Source organism: Amycolatopsis dongchuanensis, assembly GCF_039542405.1.
Taxonomy (GTDB): Bacteria; Actinomycetota; Actinomycetes; order Mycobacteriales; family Pseudonocardiaceae; genus Amycolatopsis_E; species Amycolatopsis_E sacchari.
This window is the reverse complement of sequence record NZ_BAABIB010000075.1, coordinates 439,100-458,191: the sequence shown is the minus strand read 5'-3', so window position 1 is coordinate 458,191 and position 19,092 is coordinate 439,100. Positions and strand designations below refer to the sequence as shown.

General features: G+C 73.0%; 16 protein-coding genes. 12 read left to right on the top strand and 4 right to left on the bottom strand.

Annotated elements, in window-relative coordinates; translation table 11 throughout:
• The first annotated feature begins 67 nt into the window (after nucleotides 1–67).
• Nucleotides 68–682 carry a TetR family transcriptional regulator gene (locus ABFX51_RS19730; protein ID WP_346054491.1) on the top strand — a complete coding sequence of 205 codons (615 nt, stop codon included), beginning with the start codon at nucleotides 68–70 and terminating at the stop codon, nucleotides 680–682.
• 7 nt (nucleotides 683–689) lie between these two features.
• Here the strand turns inward: ABFX51_RS19730 and ABFX51_RS19725 are convergent, their stop codons facing one another.
• Entirely contained in the window at nucleotides 690–1,466 is a 777-nt protein-coding gene (locus tag ABFX51_RS19725) for an exodeoxyribonuclease III (protein ID WP_346054490.1), read from the bottom strand.
• A gap of 140 nt (nucleotides 1,467–1,606) precedes the next feature.
• On the opposite strand from ABFX51_RS19725, the gene uvrC reads away from it, so the two are divergent.
• From uvrC to ABFX51_RS19700, 5 genes are all read left to right on the top strand, one after another.
• Nucleotides 1,607–3,556, top strand: a complete 1,950-nt coding sequence (uvrC, locus tag ABFX51_RS19720) for an excinuclease ABC subunit UvrC (protein ID WP_346054489.1) — start codon at nucleotides 1,607–1,609, stop codon at nucleotides 3,554–3,556.
• A complete protein-coding gene (rapZ, locus tag ABFX51_RS19715) occupies nucleotides 3,553–4,443 on the top strand; it encodes an RNase adapter RapZ (protein WP_346054488.1) in 891 nt (296 codons plus the stop codon). Before uvrC ends, rapZ begins: the two co-directional genes overlap by 4 nt.
• Before the next feature lie 2 nt (nucleotides 4,444–4,445).
• Nucleotides 4,446–5,441, top strand: a complete 996-nt coding sequence (locus ABFX51_RS19710; protein WP_346054551.1) for a gluconeogenesis factor YvcK family protein — start codon at nucleotides 4,446–4,448, stop codon at nucleotides 5,439–5,441.
• The gene (whiA, locus tag ABFX51_RS19705; protein ID WP_091507537.1) at nucleotides 5,432–6,418 is read left to right on the top strand and encodes a DNA-binding protein WhiA; all 987 of its coding nucleotides are present in this window, start codon (nucleotides 5,432–5,434) and stop codon (nucleotides 6,416–6,418) included. The genes ABFX51_RS19710 and whiA overlap by 10 nt, the downstream gene beginning before the upstream one ends.
• A 144-nt stretch (nucleotides 6,419–6,562) precedes the next feature.
• Nucleotides 6,563–7,585, top strand: coding sequence for a glucosyl-3-phosphoglycerate synthase (locus tag ABFX51_RS19700; RefSeq protein WP_428832485.1), 1,023 nt, complete (start codon nucleotides 6,563–6,565; stop codon nucleotides 7,583–7,585).
• On the opposite strand, the gene ABFX51_RS19695 is transcribed toward ABFX51_RS19700, so the two are convergent.
• Nucleotides 7,582–8,268, bottom strand: coding sequence for a 2OG-Fe(II) oxygenase (locus ABFX51_RS19695; protein ID WP_346054486.1), 687 nt, complete (start codon nucleotides 8,266–8,268; stop codon nucleotides 7,582–7,584). The genes ABFX51_RS19700 and ABFX51_RS19695 overlap by 4 nt on opposite strands.
• A 44-nt stretch (nucleotides 8,269–8,312) precedes the next feature.
• A complete protein-coding gene (locus ABFX51_RS19690; RefSeq protein WP_091507533.1) occupies nucleotides 8,313–8,750 on the bottom strand; it encodes a PPOX class F420-dependent oxidoreductase in 438 nt (145 codons plus the stop codon).
• A 26-nt stretch (nucleotides 8,751–8,776) separates the two neighbouring features.
• Between ABFX51_RS19690 and ABFX51_RS19685 the strand changes: the two genes are divergently transcribed.
• The 3 genes from ABFX51_RS19685 to ABFX51_RS19675 are packed head-to-tail and all read left to right on the top strand — an operon-like array spanning nucleotide 8,777 to nucleotide 15,474.
• Nucleotides 8,777–10,252, top strand: a complete 1,476-nt coding sequence (locus tag ABFX51_RS19685) for a hypothetical protein (RefSeq protein ID WP_091507530.1) — start codon at nucleotides 8,777–8,779, stop codon at nucleotides 10,250–10,252.
• Nucleotides 10,253–10,286: 34 nt separating this feature from the next.
• Nucleotides 10,287–11,027: a hypothetical protein gene (locus tag ABFX51_RS19680; RefSeq protein ID WP_091507808.1), complete on the top strand. Its 741-nt coding sequence runs from the start codon at nucleotides 10,287–10,289 to the stop codon at nucleotides 11,025–11,027.
• 7 nt (nucleotides 11,028–11,034) lie between these two features.
• Entirely contained in the window at nucleotides 11,035–15,474 is a 4,440-nt protein-coding gene (locus ABFX51_RS19675) for a hypothetical protein (RefSeq protein WP_346054484.1), read from the top strand.
• On the opposite strand, the gene ABFX51_RS19670 is transcribed toward ABFX51_RS19675, so the two are convergent.
• A complete protein-coding gene (locus ABFX51_RS19670) occupies nucleotides 15,471–16,454 on the bottom strand; it encodes a zinc-dependent alcohol dehydrogenase family protein (RefSeq protein WP_346054483.1) in 984 nt (327 codons plus the stop codon). The genes ABFX51_RS19675 and ABFX51_RS19670 overlap by 4 nt on opposite strands.
• A gap of 84 nt (nucleotides 16,455–16,538) precedes the next feature.
• On the opposite strand from ABFX51_RS19670, the gene ABFX51_RS19665 reads away from it, so the two are divergent.
• From ABFX51_RS19665 to ABFX51_RS19655, 3 genes are all read left to right on the top strand, one after another.
• Nucleotides 16,539–16,910, top strand: coding sequence for a winged helix-turn-helix transcriptional regulator (locus ABFX51_RS19665; RefSeq protein ID WP_346054482.1), 372 nt, complete (start codon nucleotides 16,539–16,541; stop codon nucleotides 16,908–16,910).
• 345 nt (nucleotides 16,911–17,255) lie between these two features.
• The gene (locus tag ABFX51_RS19660) at nucleotides 17,256–17,711 is read left to right on the top strand and encodes a hypothetical protein (protein ID WP_091507521.1); all 456 of its coding nucleotides are present in this window, start codon (nucleotides 17,256–17,258) and stop codon (nucleotides 17,709–17,711) included.
• Nucleotides 17,712–17,800: 89 nt separating this feature from the next.
• Nucleotides 17,801–19,084: a S8 family serine peptidase gene (locus ABFX51_RS19655; RefSeq protein ID WP_346054481.1), complete on the top strand. Its 1,284-nt coding sequence runs from the start codon at nucleotides 17,801–17,803 to the stop codon at nucleotides 19,082–19,084.
• The last annotated feature ends 8 nt before the right edge of the window (nucleotides 19,085–19,092 follow it).

The window sequence follows — 19,092 nt, the reverse complement described above, 5'->3', positions numbered from 1 at the left end:
GCACAGGCTGACAACTGTCATCAACTGACAAATTTCACGTGATGCCAGACGGGCCTAGACTGCGGGCATGCCCGAACCCGGCCTGCGTGAGCGGAAGAAGCACCGCACCCGCGAGATGCTGATCGACGCGGCGCAGGAGTTGTTCTGCGCCAACGGTTTCGAGGCCACGACGGTGGACGAGATCGCGGCGGCGGCCGACGTCTCGCCCCGCACCTTCTTCCGGTACTTCACCTCGAAGGAGGACGTGGCGCTCGCGTTCGCGGACGAGCAGATCACCGCGATGCTGGACAGGTTCGCCGCGCAGCCTGCCGACACGCCGGTGCTGACCGGGCTGCGGCAGGCCGCGGTCGAACTGGTGCGGGCCTCCGAAGCGGCGGCAGGCTCCGCTCGGGCGCGGCACCAGCGGATGCGGCAGCTGGTCTCGGCCAGCCCGGCGCTGGCGGCCGCCCGGACCGAGCGGGGCGTCGCCAGGCTGGACGAGGTCGCGCGGCTGGTGGGGGCGAGGATGGGCGTCGACCCCGCCGTGGACCCGCGGCCGCACCTGGTGGCGTCGGTCGCGCTGTGCGCGGTGCAGACGACGATCACGGCGTGGCGCGCCGCCGGCCGCGACGCCCCGGACTCCGAGCTGATCGGGCAGGCCTTCGACCTGTTGTCCGCCGGTCTCGACTACTCCGCCGCGTGATCCGCGCCTACAGCGTCAGATCCACCACGACGGGCGCGTGGTCGGAGGCGCCCTTGCCCTTGCGCTCCTCGCGGTCCACGTAGGCGTCGGACACCGCGCCGGCGAAGGAAGCGTTGGCGTACACCAGATCGATGCGCATCCCGTTGTTCTTCGGGAACGCCAGCTGCCGGTAGTCCCAGTACGTGTAGGGCTTGTCGTACTTCAGCGCACGCGGCACGACGTCGGTCAGGCCCGCCTCGCGCAGGGCCGCCAGCGCGGCCCGCTCCGGCTCGGTCACGTGGGTGGACTCGGTGAACAGGCTGATGTCCCACACGTCCTCGTCGGTGGGGGCGATGTTGAAGTCACCGAGCACCGCGAACGGCCGGTCCGCCGCCGATTCCGCGACCGCCGTGCCCCGCAACGCCTCCAGCCACCGCAGCTTGTACGCGTAGTGCGGGTGCCCCGGCTCGCGGCCGTTGGGCACGTACACCGACCACAGCCGGACGCCGCCACACGTCGCGCCGACGGCGCGGGGCTCGGCGGCGTCGTCGAACGTCGGCTCGTCCACGAGGCCGCGCCGCACGTCCTCCAGCCCCACGCGGGACAGGATCGCCACGCCGTTCCACCGCCCGAGCCCGTAGGCGGCGACCTCGAAGCCCAGCTCGCGCACCTCCGGCGGGAAGGCGTCCGTCGCGCACTTCAGCTCCTGCAGGCACACCACGTCCGGCTTCGCGGACTCCAGCCAGGCGAGCAGCCGCGGCAGCCGCGCCGCGATCGAGTTGACGTTCCAGGTGGCGATGCGCATGGCCCGAGAATGGCACACCGGCCGGACGGGGGATCGGGGTGTGTTCCGCGGGCGCCCCGCCGGTGCGCCGCACAGCCGGTCCGCCCGCGTGAGTGCCGGGGGTGCGTGGAAGTGTCGGAGGGGAGCCATAGGCTGGGGATGTGGCTGACCCTTCGACCTACCGACCCGCTCCGGGGAGCATCCCCGACCAGCCCGGGGTGTACAAGTTCCGCGACGCGACGAAGCGGGTCATCTACGTCGGGAAGGCCAAGAGCCTCCGCAGCAGGCTGAACTCCTACTTCGCCGACCTCTCGGGCCTGCACCCGCGCACGCGCCAGATGGTGACCACGGCGGCGAGCGTGGAGTGGACGGTCGTCACCACCGAGGTCGAGGCGCTCCAGCTCGAGTACAACTGGATCAAGGAGTTCGACCCGCGGTTCAACGTCCGCTACCGGGACGACAAGTCGTACCCGGTGCTGGCGGTGACGATGAACGAGGAGTTCCCGCGCCTGCACGTCTACCGCGGCCCGCGCAAGCGGGGCGTGCGGTACTTCGGCCCGTACGCGCACGCGTGGGCGATCCGCGAGACGCTCGACCTGCTGCTGCGGGTGTTCCCCGCCCGCACGTGCTCCAACGGCGTGTTCCGGCGGCACACGCAGATCGGCAGGCCCTGCCTGCTCGGCTACATCGACAAGTGCTCGGCGCCGTGCGTCGGCCGCGTGACCGAGGAGCAGCACCGGTCGATCGTCGAGGATTTCTGCGACTTCCTCGCCGGGCGCACGGATCTGATGATGCGCCGCCTGGAGAAGGAGATGGCGGAGGCGTCGGAGCAGCTGGAGTTCGAGCGCGCGGCCCGGCTGCGTGACGACCTCGGCGCGCTGCGGCGCGCGATGGAGAAGCAGGCCGTGGTGCTCGGCGACGGCACGGACGCCGACGTGGTCGCGTTCGCGCACGACGAGCTGGAGGCCGCGGTGCAGGTCTTCCACGTCCGCGGCGGCCGGGTGCGCGGCCAGCGCGGCTGGGTGATCGACAAGGTCGACGAGATGGACGTGCGCGACCTCGTCGACCAGTTCCTCACCCAGTTCTACGGCGAGCAGGTCGAGCTGGCCGAACAGACGGCCGACACCGGGTCGCCGGTGCCGCGCGAGGTGCTGGTGCCGGAGCTGCCGACCGACGCCGACGCGGTCGCCGAGTGGCTGTCCGGGCTGCGGGGCTCGCGCGTGCAGCTGCGGGTGCCGCAGCGCGGGGACAAGCGCGCGCTCGCGGAAACCGTGCAGCGCAACGCGGAAGAGGCGTTCCAGCAGCACAAGCTGCGCCGCGCCGGTGACCTCACGGCGCGGTCCGCCGCGCTCGCCGAACTGCAGGAGCAGCTCGGGCTGGACAGCGCGCCGCTGCGCATCGAGTGCGTGGACATCAGCCACATCCAGGGCAGTGACGTCGTCGCGTCGCTCGTCGTGTTCGAGGACGGCGTGCCACGCAAGTCGGAGTACCGGCGGTTCGCGTTGCGGGAGGCGGCGACCGAGGGCGACGTCGCCTCGATCGCGGAGGTCGTGCGGCGGCGGTTCCACCGCTACCTGAAGGAGAACGAGGAAGCCGCCGCCGAGGAGGCGAAGCCGGGCATCGACCCGGAGACCGGGCGCCCGCGCAAGTTCGCGTACCCGCCCAACCTCCTCGTCGTGGACGGCGCGGGCCCGCAGGCGACGGCCGCCGCGGACGTGCTGGCCGAGCTCGGCATCACCGACGTCGCCGTGATCGGGCTGGCGAAGCGGCTGGAGGAGGTGTGGCTGCCCGCCGACCCGGACCCGGTGATCCTGCCGCGCACCTCCGAGGCGCTGTACCTGCTGCAGCGGGTGCGCGACGAGGCGCACCGGTTCGCGATCCGCTACCACCGCGAGAAGCGCTCCAAGCGCCTGCAGGTGTCCGCTTTGGACGGTGTGCCCGGGCTGGGGCAGACTCGGCGTGCCGCGCTCATCAAGCACTTCGGGTCGGTGAAGAAGCTCCGGCAGGCGGGCGTCGACGAGATCGCGCAGGTGCCGGGGGTGGGCAGGCGCACGGCCGAGGCCGTGGTCGCGGCACTGCAGGCAGCGCAAGCAGGGGAGAGGGAGTCATGACGGGAAACGAAGACGGCCATAAACCCGGGATCGAGGTCGCGGTCGTCACCGGGTTGTCGGGGGCGGGGCGCAGCACCGCCGCGAAGTGCCTGGAGGACCTGGGCTGGTTCGTGGTGGACAACCTGCCGCCCGAGCTGATCGCCACCATGGTCGAGCTGGGGGTGCAGGCCAGGGGAGCGGTGACGCGGGTCGCGGTGGTGATGGACGTGCGCTCGCGCGCGTTCACCGACGACCTCGCTTCGGTGATCAAGGACCTCGACGCACGGGGCTACAAGCCGCGCGTGCTGTTCCTGGAAGCCACGGACGCGGTGCTGGTGCGCCGGTTCGAGCAGGTGCGGCGCAGCCACCCCCTGCAGGGCGAGGGCAGGCTCGTCGACGGCATCAGCGCCGAGCGCAAGCTGCTGGCGCCGCTGCGCGAGGCGGCCGACCTGGTGCTGGAGACCTCCGCCCTGTCGGTCCACGACCTGCGGGCCAAGATCGAGGACGCGTTCGGTTCCGAGTCGGCGACGCAGACGCGGGTCACCGTGCTGTCCTTCGGCTACAAGTACGGCCTGCCGATGGACGCGGACCTGGTGATGGACGTGCGGTTCCTGCCGAACCCGTTCTGGATCCCGGAGCTGCGCGACCACACCGGGCTGGACACCGAGGTCCGCAACTACGTGCTCTCGCAGGAGGGCGCGGAGGAGTTCCTCGACCGCTACCACCAGCTCCTGCGGCTGATCGGCGCCGGGTACAAGCGCGAGGGCAAGCGGTACCTCACGCTCGCCGTGGGCTGCACGGGCGGCAAGCACCGGAGCGTGGCCATCTCGGAGGAGCTGGCGCGCCTGTTGTCCAATGAGGACGGAATGGCGGTGAAGGTGATCCACCGGGACCTGGGACGCGAGTGAGCCTGAAAGCGGTTGCACTGGGGGGCGGCCACGGGCTGCAGGCGACGCTGACCGCGCTGCGGCGCGTCACCACGGACGTCACCGCCGTCGTCACCGTCGCCGACGACGGCGGCTCGTCCGGCCGCCTGCGCCGTGAGCTCGGCCTGCTGCCGCCGGGAGATCTGCGCCAGGCGCTCGCGACGCTCGCGGACGCCGAGCACGGCGAAAGCCTGTGGGCGGAGGTGTTCCAGCACCGCTTCGGCGGCAACGGCGCGCTGACCGGGCACGCGGTGGGCAACCTCGTGCTGGCGGGGTTGTTCGAGGTGCTGGGCGATCCCGTCGCGGCGCTGGACGAGGCGCGGCGGCTGCTGGGCGTGTCCGGGCGGGTGCTGCCCATGTCGTGCGAGCCGCTCGACATCGAGGCCGAGGTGACGGGGCTGAGCAACGACGACGAGCCCACCACGATCAGGGGACAGGTCGCCGTCGCCAGCACCCCCGGTCAGGTGCGCCGGATCGAACTGCGGACGCTGGGGCGGCCGGGGGGTGAGCCCGCCGCGTGCCCGGAGGCCGTGGACGCCGTGCTGGGCGCGGACGCGGTGTTCCTGGGGCCGGGGTCGTGGTTCACCAGCGTGCTGCCGCACCTGCTGGTGCCCGGGCTGCACGACGCGCTGCTGCGCACGCGGGCCCGGAAGGTGGTGATCCTCAACCTGATCCCGCAGCCGGGGGAGACGGCGGGCTTCTCGCCGGAACGGCACCTGCACGTACTCTTCCAGCACGCGCCCGAACTGAGGGTGGACGTGGTGATCGCCGACCGCGGCTCGGTGCCGGCACCGGCCCGGCTGCGGGACGCGGCGGGACAGCTGGGGGCGCGGGCGCTGCTCGCGGACGTGGCTGACCCGAACGAGCAGGGTTTGCACGATCCGGATGCGCTGGCGGCGTGCGTGCGGGAAGCTCTCGGTCGCCACGCGGGCGCGGAGGACCGGGACGGCAGAGAAAGCAGGGAGGGGCCATGGCGATGACCGCCGCGGTGAAGGACGAGCTGAGCCGGCTGCAGATCACGAAGATCGGGCCGCGCCGCGCGGAGGTCGCGTCGATGCTGCGGTTCGCGGGCGGGCTGCACATCGTGGGGGGCAAGGTCGTGGTGGAGGCCGAGCTGGACACCGGCTCGGTGGCGCGGCGGCTGCGCCGCGAGATCCACGAGCTGTACGGGCACCACTCGGACGTGCACGTGCTGTCCGCGGGCGGGCTGCGCAAGACCACGCGGTACCTGGTGCGCGTCGTCAAGGACGGCGAGGGGCTGGCGCGCCAGACGGGGCTGATCGACAACCGGGGGCGCCCGGTGCGCGGGCTGCCCGCCGCCGTCGTCTCGGGCGGCATCGCCGACGCCGAAGCCGCGTGGCGGGGCGCGTTCCTGGCGCACGGTTCGCTCACCGAGCCCGGCCGGTCGTCCTCGCTGGAGGTCACGTGCCCCGGCCCGGAGGCCGCGCTCGCGCTCGTGGGCGCCGCCCGGCGGCTGGGCATCCAGGCCAAGTCGCGGGAGGTCCGCGGCGCGGACCGCGTGGTCGTGCGGGACGGTGACGCGATCGGCGCGCTGCTGACCCGGCTGGGCGCGCACGCGAGCGTGCTGCAGTGGGAGGAGCGGCGCATGCGCCGCGAGGTGCGTGCGACGGCGAACCGGCTGGCCAACTTCGACGACGCGAACCTGCGCCGCTCCGCCCGGGCGGCGGTGGCGGCGGCCGCGCGGGTCGAGCGCGCGCTGGAGATCCTCGGTGACACGGCGCCGGACCACCTGCTCGCCGCGGGCAGGCTCCGGCTGTCCAACCGGCAGGCGTCGCTGGAGGAGCTGGGCCAGCTGTCGGACCCGCCGATGACGAAGGACGCCGTGGCCGGCCGCATCCGCAGGCTGCTCGCGATGGCGGACAAGCGGGCGAAGGAGCTGGACATCCCCGACACCGAGTCCGCCGTGACCGCCGAGATGCTGGAGGAACAGGCCTGACCGGCGTTTGTACCCCTGGTGTTACCGGCGGCACGGCCGCGCCGGGGAGCCGTAACGTGCCGGTAGCGCCAGTGCATGATGGGCGAAACCCGCGGCACGGACTCTGAACTCGCGGATCTTGCTATGTCCGGTTCGGGGAAGGGGATGGTCGTGCGTTCCGAGAGGGCGAACGAGAAGGCGGAGCTGAAGGTCTCCGCCGACGTGGGCAGCTGGCTCCCCCGGCGCAGCAGCCACGCCGCCGACTGGCGGCGCGAGGACCTCCTGGCCGCCAAGGGGGCGACGACGGTGAGCGTCGTCATCCCCGCGCGGGACGAGGAGGAGACCGTCGGGGACATCGTGCGCACCATCCGCCGGGACCTGGTCGAGGCGATCCCGCTGGTGGACGAGGTGCTGGTGGTCGACTCGCGCTCGCAGGACGACACCGCCAGGGTCGCGGCGGAGGCCGGCGCGACGGTCGTGGCGCAGGACTCGGTGCTGCCGATGCTGCCCGGCATGGCCGGCAAGGGCGAGGCGCTGTGGAAGGGTCTGGCCGCGACGAAGGGCGACCTGGTCGTCTTCGTGGACGGCGACCTGTACGACTTCACCAGTGACTACGTGACGGGGCTCCTCGGCCCGCTGCTGACCGACGAGTCGGTGGCCTACGTCAAGGGCTTCTACCACCGGCCGCTCGTCGGCGCGGGCGGCACGGACGCTGACGGCGGCGGCCGGGTGACGGAGCTGGTGGCGCGGCCGCTGCTGAACATGTACTGGCCGGAGCTGGCGGGGTTCGTGCAGCCGCTGGCGGGGGAGTACGCCGGGCGCCGCGAGGTGCTGGAGCGCATCCCGTTCGTCGTGAACTACGGCGTCGAGGTCGGGCACCTGATCGACATCCTGGAGACGCACGGGCTGGACGCGCTGGCCCAGGTGGACCTCGGCAAGCGCACCCACCGCCACCAGTCCACGCAGGCGCTGGGCCGGATGTCGGGGCAGATCATGCAGACGATGTTCGACCGGCTGGCACGCTACGGCCGCCTGGTGTCGGCCCAGCCCCCGGCGACGCTGCTCGCGCAGTTCCGCCGGGGCGAGTCGGGGCACGGCGTGGAGCGCGAAATGGTGCTCACGGACGTGTCGTGCCGGCAGCGCCCGCCGCTGGCCGAGCTGCTCGCCGAGGTGCGCGAGATCGCCTAAGCCGCGTCGTGGAAGACGAGGCCGAGGGTGTGGCGACGGCCGGTCCGGACGGTGCTCACGCCGTGCCGGACCGGGGCCGCCGACCATCCGCGGCTTGAACGCACCGGCCGGTCCCGCGTCGTGAAGATCAGCGCGTGCCCCTGCTTCAGCGCCGTCACCGTGCCGCGGGACTGCGCGCGTGGCCGCTGCTCGACGAGCAGGAACTCGCCGCCGGTGTAGTCGGTGTCCAACCCGAACACGACCTGCAACGGGAACACCAAGTCCCCGTAGAGGTCCCGGTGCAACGCGTTCCAGTCGCCGGGGCCGTAGCGGAGCAGGATCGGCGTGGGCCGGGTCTGCCCGGCGTCGTGGCAGCGGGCGAGCCACTCCTCCAGGTCGTCCGGCCAGGGCGCCGGGTGACCCAGCCGGGCCGCCCAGTCGCGGGCGATCGGCAGCAGGTGCGGGTAGAACGCCGCCCGCAGCGCGGCGACCGGTTCCGGCAGGGGGTAGCGGAAGTACCGGTACTGCCCCGCCCCGAACCGGTACCGCGCCATGTCGATCGTGGCGCGGAAGTGCCGCGGTTCGTCGTACAGCGCGGCCAGCTCGCGGCATTGGTCAGGGGTGAGCAGGCGCGGCGTCAGCGCGCACCCGTATTCGTCGAGTTCGGCCGCGAGCGCGGCCCAGTCCAGTTCGTCGGGCTTCACGACCGCCAGTGTGCGCACCCCGGGGCGGGGTGCGCTGGCGGAAATCAGCCGGCCAGATCGGCGTGCGCGATGACCTTGGTGATCTTCGCGCGCACGAGCAGCTCCCCCGGCACGGCGTTGCGCCTGCCGAACTCCTCCCCGCGGTCCTGGCCCATGTAGCGGGCGCCGATCGCGATCGACCACGGCAGCATCTCGTCGAGGTCCTCGCTCAGCGTCGCGACCGCCGTGAACTGCACGTACGAGTAGGGCGGCTCCTGGTCGTCCACCGTCACCGACAGGCGCGGTTCCCGGCGCAGTGCGCGGCCCTTCACGGACTCGGCGCCGGTGTTGAAGATCAGCTCGTCGCCGTCCCCGGTCTCGTTGAGGACGAACCAGATGGGCGTGACGTGCGGGGAGCCGTCGGCGCGGACGACCGCCGCCTTGCCCGTGCGCGTGCCCTCGCTCGCGAACTTCCACCACTGGTCCCTGCTCATCTCGTACATGGCTACCGAACCTACACTGACTCCTCGTGCAACAAGGCGAGCTGATCAGCGGTGGGCTGGTGGACGAGGGCCTGGCCCGCCGGCTCAAGGCGCTCGCGTGCACCGCGCCCCTGCACGACCTGGACGCGCGCAAGGCGAAGCTGGACTGGGCCGACGCGACGGTCTACCAGATGGCCGAGATCGCGCTGCACACGATCGACCAGGTCACGATCGCGATGGACTTCGACACCGGCGCCGACCACGAGGACATCGTGCGCCGCCTGCAGCCGTTCATCGCCGCGCAGGCGCCCGGCCGCGGCGCCGAGGAGCACCTGCGGGTGGCGCGCTGGGTGCTGGACAACCTGATCAACGTCGGCACCGCCGACCGCGGGTTCCGCCGGGTGTACGGCAGCGTCGACGAGCACGGCGTGTACCGGCGCCGGGCGTTCGACTTCAAGCTGCTGGTCGAGCTGGCCGCGCCCGACGGCGAGGTGTACCTGCGCGCCAGCGACGAGGCGATCAACGTGCTCGTCGGGGCGCTGGACACCGACGTCGAGTCCGCCCAGATCGCGGCCGAGGTGAAGCTGGAGAACCTGATCAGCCGCGGCCGCCTGGCGGACGCGAAGCTGGCCGCCGAGCAGGCCCGCTACCGCACGGTCCAGTACGGCGAGACGCTGCGCGCGAAGCTCGACGCGACCCGGCGTGACGTGCGGGCGGTCGACTGGGCGGAGGAGATGCCGGAGCTGCTGGACTCCGCGCTGTCCCACATCGAGGCCCGCTTCCGCGCCGAGAACGCCATCCTCCGCAACATCACCCGTGCGCGTGACGAGGCGGAGGATCCCGACCACAAGCGCCGGGCCGCCGAGCTGGTCGACATCGTCAGCGACTGCATCAGCAGGCACACCCAGCTCCAGGCGCGGCTGCAGGCCGCGGGCGCGATCTTCCGCGCCGAGCAGGACCGCCAGCAGTTCTCCGGGCCGCCGCAGCGCGCGACGATCGACCTGTTCGGGCAGCTGCTGGTGCCGACGCTGGAGCTGCCGATCGCGGACGCCGTGGCCCCGGTCGAGCGGTTCTTCTCCGCCGCGGCCGGGTTCGACGTGCCGACCGTGCCGTCGCTCCCGTCGCTGGTGTCGCTGCTGCTGCGGCCCGCACCCGAACGCGAAGAGCTGGTGGGCGAGGTGCCGGAACCGGAGCTGGTCCCCGCCGAGGCGGCCGACTACTACAGTGACGAGCAGTGGCGGCGCGCCGACGAGCTGCTCGACCTGCCGGAGGTGCCCCGGCGGTTGTCCGGGCTGCTGGCGGAGGCCCGTGAGCTCGATCCGCGGCTGGCCCGTCTGGTCGCGCTGCGGGCGCTGCACTCGTACAGTCCGGAGGTCGGCGCGGCGATCCGGCAGGGGGACGACCGCGCGCTGCTGGCGGTCGACGACGGCACGCCGCTCGACGACGAGGAGTTCGGGGGCGCGGACCTGCTGCTCGCGACGGCGCGCATCGAGCGAGGGGACGAAGAACGTGAACACGGCTGACGTGGAGGCCGCGGCGCGGCTGGTGTCGTACGGCATGCGGCCGAAGCAGCTGCCCGGCCGCGACGTGGTGTACGCCGACCTCGTCCGCCGGTACCGGGAGGACAGCGCTTTCAAGCAGCTGGCGAACTCGGTCGCGGCGGGGCTCGGGCTGCTGGTGCTGGACGTCAGCACGCAGGCCGGTGCGGTGCTCGCGGCCACCGACGAGTCGGTGTTCGAGATCAAGATGGACTCCTACGCGCGGCAGAGCAAGATCCGCGAGCGCCGGGACACCGAGAAGGTGCTGCACGGGCTGGTGCACCTGGCGACCGCCGCGCTGGGCTACCCGCGGCCGGACGACCTGGCCAACGACACCTACATCGGCCGGGTGAGCGTCGAGCAGGTGGACAGCGTGGTCCGCGAGGCGTGCCGGATCCTCGACGAGCGCGCGGCGAAGGCGGAACGCAACAACGACCCGCTGTCGGACGCGCCGGAGCTGGAGCAGGCGTGGCGCGCGTACGCCCGCCGCCCCGCGGCCGCGGCGACGAAGGACGGGCGCCTGGCGTCGGACACGACGCGCGGCATGGTGTCGCGGGCGCTGCGGTTCCTCGCCGACCAAGGGTTCCTGGTGCAGGTGAGCGGCGAGCAGGGCGGCACCTACCGCACGACGCCGCGTTACCAGGTGCAGGTCAGGGAACTCGCGGCGGACAGCGCTTTCGAGGAGTTGCTGGAACTGGGTGTCGTCGCGGTGGGGGATTCCGCAGGCACCCTCCGTCCGTCCATTTCGGACACTCTGTAGGGGGAGCATGTACGAGCTTTCGCGGGTGCGGCTGCACTCGGTGGGTCCGGCGGGCGCGCGGTACCAGGACGTGCTGCTCGACTTCAGCGGCGTCGGGCCGCTGGTCAAGGCGCCGGCGCAGGACGCGTTGTTCACCGCGGGGATCCACTCCGCCGAGCAGGGACTGCCCCGGCGCCCCTCCCCGGCGAGCGTGCTGTTCCTGGAGAACGGCGGCGGCAAGTCGGTGCTGATCAAGCTGATCTTCTCCGTCATGCTGCCCGGCCGCCGCCAGGTCGTCGGCACCACGAACACCCGCGTGCTGGAGAAGTTCGTCTCCGCCAAGGACGTTTCGCACGTCGTGCTGGAGTGGCAGCACACCGAGACCGGGCAGCGCGTCATCACCGGGAAGGTGTCGGAGTGGCGCGGGCACGTCGTGTCCAACGACCCGGCGAACCTCGTCGACGCCTGGTTCTGCTTCCGGCCCAGCGCGACCACGGGCCTGGACACGCTGCCGTTCACCGCCGACGGGCGCCTGTTGACGATGTCGGCCTTCCAGGAGCGGCTCGACGAGGCGCACCGCGCCGAACCCGAGCTGGAGCTGTCGTGGACCCGCCGCCACCACGAGTGGACCGAGCGCCTCGACGCGCTGGGCCTGGACACCGAGCTGTTCCGCTACCAGCGGGCGATGAACGCGGGGGAGGGCGAGGCGGCCGACGCGTTCGCCTTCACCTCCGACGAGGCGTTCGTCGAGTTCCTGCTCAAGGCCGTGATCCCCGAGGACGACCCGCGCGACCTCGCCGACGTGGTCCAGACCTACGCGCACAACCTGGGGCAGCGCGGCGAGCTCATCGCGGAACGGGACTTCGTCGCCGGTGCGCTCGACCTGCTCACGCCGCTGGTCGACGAGGAGTCGCTCGCGGCCGCGTCCCGCAAGCTCGCCGTGGCCGCCCGTTCCGACGCCCAGGCGTTCGCCGGATCGGTGCTGGCGCGGCACAAGCTGGAGTCGGACCGCCTCGCCGGGCTGGCCGCGTACGTGGACGAAACGCGGGACGCGGAGAAGCTCGCCGAAGGTGACCACCGCCGGTTGTCGGCCGTCGTAACGGAACTGCGCCGCGTCGTCGCCGAGTTGCGGCTCGCCCGCGCCACCGAGGACAAGCAGCGCCTCGACAGCGAACTGGCCGAGGCGCGCCGCGCGGCCGAAGCCTGGCGAGAGACGGGAACCGTGCTCGCCCACGTGAACGCCGTGCGCAAGGCCGACGGCATCCGGCAGCTGGTGGGGGAGCGCGAGCAGACCGCGAAACCCGCGCTGGAAGCCAAAAACGCCGCCGCGAACGCGCTCGCCCGCGGCCTGCTCGCGCTCGCTCGCGAGGCGGGGGAGCAGGCGCAGGCGGCCGAGGAACGCGCCGCCGCTGCCCGGGACGCCGCCGCCGCGGCGCAGCGGGAGCGGGACGAGGCGACCGGCCGGGCGGCCCAGCACCGCGCCGAGGAAGCCCAGCTGAGCGCGCGGATCGAGGAGGTCCGCGCCCAGGTGCAGCAGGCCGTGCGGGACGGGCTGCTCACCGACGGCACGCAGGTCGCGAGCGCGGCGCAGGAAGCCCGTGCCCGCGGTGAGAACGCGGCGAACGAGCTGGCGTCCCGTGAAGCCGAGCTGGAGCGCGTGGCCGAGGAACACGCGGACGCGCAGCAGGCCCTGCACGCCGCCCAGCAGCGTGCCGCCGCGGCGCAGACCCGTGCCGACCGGGCGGCCTCCGAGCTGGCGAAGGCCAACCGCCGCACCGACAGCCTCGCCGCGCACCCGCGTCTGCTGGAGCTGCTCGGCGGCGACAACGTCCAGCTGGAGACCGACACGCCCGCGCTGCTCAAGCGCCTGCGGGAGGCCCGCGCGAGCGCGGAACGCGAGCAGACCGCGTTGCGCATGGAGGAGTCGGTCGACGAGCGGGCGCTGGCGGCGCTCGGCGACGGCGGCCTCCTGCCCGAGCCGCCCGAGGTGCAGGCGGCGCTGGAGGTGCTGGAGTCCGCCGGGGTGCCCGCGCGGTCGGGCTGGCGTTACCTGTCCACAATGGACGCCAAGGAGCGCGAGCGGGTGCTGGCGGAGCTGCCGCACCTCGTCGGTGGCATCCTGGTCAACGACGCCGCCCAGCTGCCGAGGGCCCGCACGGCGCTGGCGGAGGCCAAGCTGCTGCCCAATGCGGTGCTGCCGGTCGGGACGACCGAGGCGGTCCGCCGCGAAGGCGGCACACCCGGCGTGGAGTTCCTGGTGCCGCCCAACCCCGCGATGTACGACGAGGAGGCCGCCGACACCGAGCGCCAGGCGATCCTCGCCCGGCATTCGCGGCGGCAGAAGCAGCTGGAGGCGCTGGCCACCGCCATCGGCGACGACGCCGCGCTCGAATGGAAGCTCACGACGTGGCGTGAGGACTACCCGCCCGGCGCGCTGGCCACCCTCGCCGAGGAGGCGGAGGCCGCGGCGAGCGAGTTCGCCGGGTGCCAGGAAACCGTGGCGGTGGCCGAACGCGAGCTGGCGGAGCTGGCCGCGCGCCGGGCCCGCCTGCGGGAAGCCGTGCCGGCGTTGCGCGCCGAAGCGCGCTCGGGCGAGGAGCGGGCCCGCCGTCTCGGCGAACTGGCCGAGCGCGTCGCACGGATTCCACAGTGGACGGACGAAGTGGAGCGTGCCCGCGAGATCGTGACGCGGGCCGAGGCCGAAGCGGAGCAGGCGACCGCGCGGGCCACCCGTGCGCGCGAGGAAGCGGCCGAGGAACAACGCACGGCCGACGGTCACCGCCGGACCGTCAGCAGCGCGCGCGCCGAACTCGCCGAGGTGCCCGGTGGCGGCTCGGTGTCCGAAGAGGACCCTGCCCCGAAGGAACCGGTCGATGCCTTGCGGCGCGCGTTCGCGGCCGCGAGCGACGCCTACGCCAAGGTGGAGGTGGGCAGCGACCTGCGCGCGGAACTGGACCAGGCCGAGTCGGCCGAATCCGCCGCCCGCGCGGCGCTGGAGGCGCTCGACCCGGCGGTGCGCGAGCAGGCGGCCCGCCTGCTGGAGACCGCGGACGGCGCCGACGCCGCGACGCGGGCGGCGGCGCTGGCCAGGGCCGGGCGTGCGGTGGCGGCGCTGGAGGCCGAGCACAGCGAGGCGATCGGCGCGGTCGCGACGTGCAAGGCCGAGCTGGACCAGCTGCCCCGCCAGAACGTCACGCTGGAGACCCGGCCGCGCGACGTCGAGCACGGCCGTGAGCTGATCGACGAGGCCGCCGAGGAGGCCAGTGCCGCCGCCCGCGCGTGGGAGGAGGCGCAGGCGCGGCGTGCCGAGGCCGAGCACGCCGCCGAAACGGCGAACGCCTCCGCCGCGGGCTTCCGGCTGCTCGCCGAGTCCCTCGCGCACCTGGCTCCCGAGGGTGAGCCGGAGTCCGTGTTCGACGGTGACGTCGAGGCGGCGCAGGCCCGCCACCGCAAGCTGACGGCCGCGCTCACCGACGCCGAAACCGCGGTGGACCAGGCCGAGAAGCGGGTGCGGGCCGCCGCCGACGCGCTCGCCCAGTACGCCACGGACCAGCGGTTCGAGAGCCTGTCGAGCCCGGTGCGGCAGCAGATCATCTCGGTCCGGCGGGACAGCCTGCCCGCGAGCGCGGCCGAGTGGGCCAAGGCGCTGCGGCCGCGGCTGCGGACGCTCACCGACGACCTCGCGCAGATCGACCGGCACCGCTCGGGCATCGTCGCGCGGCTGCAGGGCATGGTCGAGGGTGCGCTGCGGATGCTCCGTTCCGCACAACGGCTTTCGCGGCTGCCGGAGGGCCTCGGCGACTGGTCGGGGCAGGAGTTCCTGCGCATCCGCTTCGCCGACCCCGAGGAGCCCGAACTGGTCGAGGCGCTCGGGCAGGTCGTCGACGAAGCGGCGGCGGGCAAGACGAGCGACGGCCGTGACGTCAAACGGGACGGTATGACGCTCGTGCTGCGCGGCGTCCGGGCGGCGGTGCCCAAGGGGTTCCGGGTGGACATGCTCAAACCGGACTCGGTCCTGCGCACCGAGCGGCAGCGGGTGTCGGAGATCCGGGACGTGTTCTCCGGCGGCCAGCAGCTCACCGCGGCGATCATCCTGTACTGCACGCTCGCCGCGCTGCGGGCCAACAACCGCGGCAAGCTGCGGAACCGGCATTCGGGCGTGCTGTTCCTGGACAACCCGATCGGCCGCGCGTCGGCGGGGTACCTGCTGGAGCTGCAGCGGGTCGTCGCCGAGGCGCTGGGCGTGCAGCTGATCTACACCACGGGCCTGTTCGACGCCGGTGCGCTGTCGGAGTTCCCGCTGATCATCCGGCTCCGCAACGACGCGGACCTGCGGGCGGGGCGGAAGTACCTGTCGGTGGACGCGACCATCCGCAACCACCTGGACGACCTGCCGGAGCCGGACGGCACCTCCCACCTGTCGGCGACCCGCCTGTTCAGCCGGGCCGCCGACGAGCCGGGGGGCTAGACGGTCACCACGACCTTCTTGCCGCCGTGGAGGCCCTTTTCGACACGGCGGTGCGCCTCGGCGACGTGGTCGAACGAGAACACCTCGTCCAGGGCCGGGCGCAGCGTGCCGAGGCGCACCCCGGCGTCCAGGAAAGCCGCCATGCGCCCGACCACCACGGGGTCGAGCGTGTGCTCGAAGCCGCGGTAGCCGACGACCGCGACGTCGGTCCCTTCCGGCGAGGGCGTGGGCCGGGGGTCCAGGAAGCCCGCCGCGAGGAGCGTCCCGCCGGGCCGCGTCGCTCGCAGGAGGTCCTGCTGGCCGGGGCCCCGCACGAGGTCGAGGACGAGGTCGGCACCGGTCCCGCCGGTGTGGGCGCGGACGGCTTCGGCGACGTCCTCCCGGTCGGTGGCGACGACCGCTTCGGCGCCGGCGGCGAGCAGCTCGTCCGTCCGCGCGCTGGTCCGCGTCACCGTGAGCGGGACGGCCCCGAGGTGGCGCGCGACCTGGATCGCCGCGCGGCCGACGCCGGAGGACGCGGCCGTGATCAGGACGTGGTCGCCGGGCCGCATCCCGGCCTTCTCGACGAGCGCGCCGTAGGCGGTGGAGAAGCTGACCCAGATGGCCGCGGCCTCCGGGACCGTGAGCCCGGCAGGCCGGGGGATGAGCTGGCTCGCGGGGAGCGTCGTGTGCTCGGCGTAGCTGCCCCTGGCGTTCGCGTCGGGGATGGCCGCGATGATGACCGGATCCCCGGTCTCCAGCCCGGTGGTCCCCTCGCCCAGCGCCTCGACGACCCCGGTCCCCTCGATGCCAAGGCGCGCGTGCGGCAGGGGGACGGGCGCCGGTGACGTGCCCGAGCGCATCATCAGGTCGAGCGGGTTGACGGCGAACGCCTCGATCCTGACCCGCACCTCGCCCGGCCCGGGTTCGACGACGGGTTCCTCGACGACGTGCAGCACTTCCGGTCCGCCGAACTCGTCGAACACGACGGCTCTCGACATGGTGACTCCTCCGCATCCGGTGGTTTCGTTCCTCATCCCGGACGTTACGGGGCGATGGGTTACCTGCTGGTACCTTTGGTTTTCATGCGGAACGCGGCCGATCCGGTCTTCCTCGCCGACTGCCCGACCCGGCTCACGGTCGAGATCATCTCGGACAAGTGGGCGGTGCTCGTGCTCTTCGGGCTCAGCCGCGGGCCCCGCCGCCACGGCGAGCTCGTCGACCTCATCGGCGGCGTCTCCCGCAAGGTCCTCACCCAGACGCTGCGGCGGCTCCAGCAGTACGGGCTGGTCGACCGCCGTGCCGAGACGTCGCGGCGGGTCGAGTACGACCTCACCGACCTCGGCCGGACCCTGGTCGAGCCCATCGAGGCCCTGACCGACTGGGCGCGGAAGCACGGTGGCGAGATCGTGGAGTTCCAGGAGGCCGCCGCGGCTCGTGAGGGCGCGGCCGAATAGCACCGGCGGGCGCCGTGGGGGCGGAGGCGCGCCGCGGTGGGCTCGACCTGGTGTCACCTCTATGGAGTGACTACCCCCGTAACGGATACGACATCCGCTATACCCACTGAAGTGGGTTACCGCCGTCGCCCGTACGGGTTCGCGACCCGGAGCCCCGCGTCACGGCCGCCGCCGGCTCCGGAGGAGATCCACTCGAAGGGGATTCAGCCGGAAAGGGGGTGTGTGCGATTCGTGAATGCGCCTCGGGTATTTCGCGTTAACCCGACCGGATGGAGGCTGCGTGAATTTCTGCTCTATTGGGTAAGGAGTTGCAGGCAGACAGCCCACTCTTTCGAGGAGCCCACAATGAAGAACCGATTCGCGCGACTCATCTCGGTCCTCGTCGCCGGCACCGTGCTGAGCCTGACCGGCGCCGGCATGGCGGTGGCGTCGACGTCGGCCCCCGCCGGCAGCGGCACGTCGAGCACCGAGAGCGCCGCGGCACAGGTCCAGACCGCGCACGACAACCTCGTCCAGGACGCGAAGGCGGGCAACGCCCCGGCCGCGCGGTCCGAGCTGACCCAGCTCGAGCCGCTCCTGTCGGACCTGGCCACCAGCGACCGCTACTCCATCCAGGCCGACACGCGGCAGACCGCCGCGACGGCGCACGACGAGGCGGTCGACGCCGCGAACAAGATCGCGCAGCTGCCGGCGGACCAGGCGGCCCGCCAGGACGTGCCGTCCGTGGCGACGCTGCTCGACGCGCTCCTGCAGCGGGTGCTGCTGAGCCTGTCCGCGCTGCTGGCCGGCCTGCTGGGCTGACCGCCCCCACCCCGGTCGCAGGCCCGTGCCGGCACGGGCCTGCGACCGGGCTTCTTTTCCCGTCCGAAATCGAACTGAGAAGGAGCACGATGTTCCGGTCCGGTCTCGCGGTGTTCACCGGAATCGTCCTCACCCTGGCGCTCGCGGTGGCGCCCTCGGCGGCGGACGAGGCCCGCGCCTCGAGATTCGAACCGGTGTGCGGGGGGAAATACGCGCGACTGGCCTGCCAGGTCCAGAAGCTCGTCGGCAGCTCGTACCAGGCGCCGATGGGCTGGGGCGCGACCGATCTCCAGGTCTCCCACGGCATCCCGGCGAACTCGCCGGGCTCGGGCACGGTCGCGATCATCGACGTCGGGGCCTACCCGAACCTGGAAAGCGACCTGGCCACCTACCGGCAGCAGTATGGCCTGCCGCCGTGTGCGAGCGCCACCGGCTGCTTCCGGCAGATGGACTTCCGCGGCGGCCCGCCGCTGCCGCCGAGCCCCGGTGCCGACGGGGCGACCGTCGACGAGCAGATCGCCGTCGAAACCTCGCTCGACGTCGACATGGCCTCGGCCGCCTGCCCGAACTGCAAGATCCTGGAGGTGCAGATCCCGCTGTCGGAGGTGCCGACGACGGACGACTCGGGCAACGTCAACTACGACCGGTACGCGGCGGCGTTCGGCACGGCGGTGCAGACCTCGATCGCCAACGGGGCCACCGCGATCAGCATCAGCTACGGGCTGCCGGGCAACGACGGCATGATCCGGGGGCCGGTGGCCCAGCAGTTCGCCCACCGCGGCGTCGCGATCGTGGCGTCCAGCGGGGACAGCGGTTTCCAGGCGACCCGGTTCCTGTGGCCGCAGGCGCTGCCGACGGTGACCGCCGTCGGCGGGACCGAGCTGGTGAAGCAGGGCACCACCTACAGCGAGGGCGCGTGGAGCGGGGCCGGGTCCAGCTGCGTGCCCGGCGCCACCCCGCCACCGGGGCAGCCGGGGGAGGTCACCGCCTCGTGCAACGGCGCGCGGACGGCAGTGGACGTGTCGGCGGTGGCGGACAACCTCGCGATCTACACGACGTACAGCCCGGCCAGCAACCACCCGCTCGGCTGGACCGTGGTCGCCGGCACGAGCGCGTCGGCGCCGTTCATCGCGGGCGTTTACGCGGCGAGCGGCAACCTCGGCGCCGTGGACGGGCCGAACCTGCTGTACCAGGCCGGGCCGCCGGCGTTCAACGACATCATCTCGGGCACGAACGGCGGCATCAGCAACGGCCGCTGCCTCGCCCCGGGCAGCGGCGGCGGCGCGACGTTCGACGGCCGCCTGTGCGGCGCCGCACCGGGCTGGGACGGGCCGACCGGCCTCGGCAGCCCCAAGGGCCTGTTCCGGTTCTAGTCCTTGCG

What these genes read in the sequence shown, in the direction of transcription:
- ABFX51_RS19670 (WP_346054483.1), bottom strand. Translation starts at nt 16,454, where the DNA reads ATGTCGAGAGCCGTCGTGTTCGACGAGTTCGGCGGACCGGAAGTGCTG.
- ABFX51_RS19655 (WP_346054481.1), top strand. Translation starts at nt 17,801, where the DNA reads ATGTTCCGGTCCGGTCTCGCGGTGTTCACCGGAATCGTCCTCACCCTG.
- ABFX51_RS19725 (WP_346054490.1), bottom strand. Translation starts at nt 1,466, where the DNA reads ATGCGCATCGCCACCTGGAACGTCAACTCGATCGCGGCGCGGCTGCCG.
- ABFX51_RS19680 (WP_091507808.1), top strand. Translation starts at nt 10,287, where the DNA reads ATGCGGCCGAAGCAGCTGCCCGGCCGCGACGTGGTGTACGCCGACCTC.
- ABFX51_RS19675 (WP_346054484.1), top strand. Translation starts at nt 11,035, where the DNA reads ATGTACGAGCTTTCGCGGGTGCGGCTGCACTCGGTGGGTCCGGCGGGC.
- ABFX51_RS19730 (WP_346054491.1), top strand. Translation starts at nt 68, where the DNA reads ATGCCCGAACCCGGCCTGCGTGAGCGGAAGAAGCACCGCACCCGCGAG.
- ABFX51_RS19690 (WP_091507533.1), bottom strand. Translation starts at nt 8,750, where the DNA reads ATGTACGAGATGAGCAGGGACCAGTGGTGGAAGTTCGCGAGCGAGGGC.
- ABFX51_RS19660 (WP_091507521.1), top strand. Translation starts at nt 17,256, where the DNA reads ATGAAGAACCGATTCGCGCGACTCATCTCGGTCCTCGTCGCCGGCACC.
- whiA (WP_091507537.1), top strand. Translation starts at nt 5,432, where the DNA reads ATGGCGATGACCGCCGCGGTGAAGGACGAGCTGAGCCGGCTGCAGATC.
- rapZ (WP_346054488.1), top strand. Translation starts at nt 3,553, where the DNA reads ATGACGGGAAACGAAGACGGCCATAAACCCGGGATCGAGGTCGCGGTC.
- ABFX51_RS19665 (WP_346054482.1), top strand. Translation starts at nt 16,539, where the DNA reads ATGCGGAACGCGGCCGATCCGGTCTTCCTCGCCGACTGCCCGACCCGG.
- ABFX51_RS19700 (WP_428832485.1), top strand. Translation starts at nt 6,563, where the DNA reads ATGGTCGTGCGTTCCGAGAGGGCGAACGAGAAGGCGGAGCTGAAGGTC.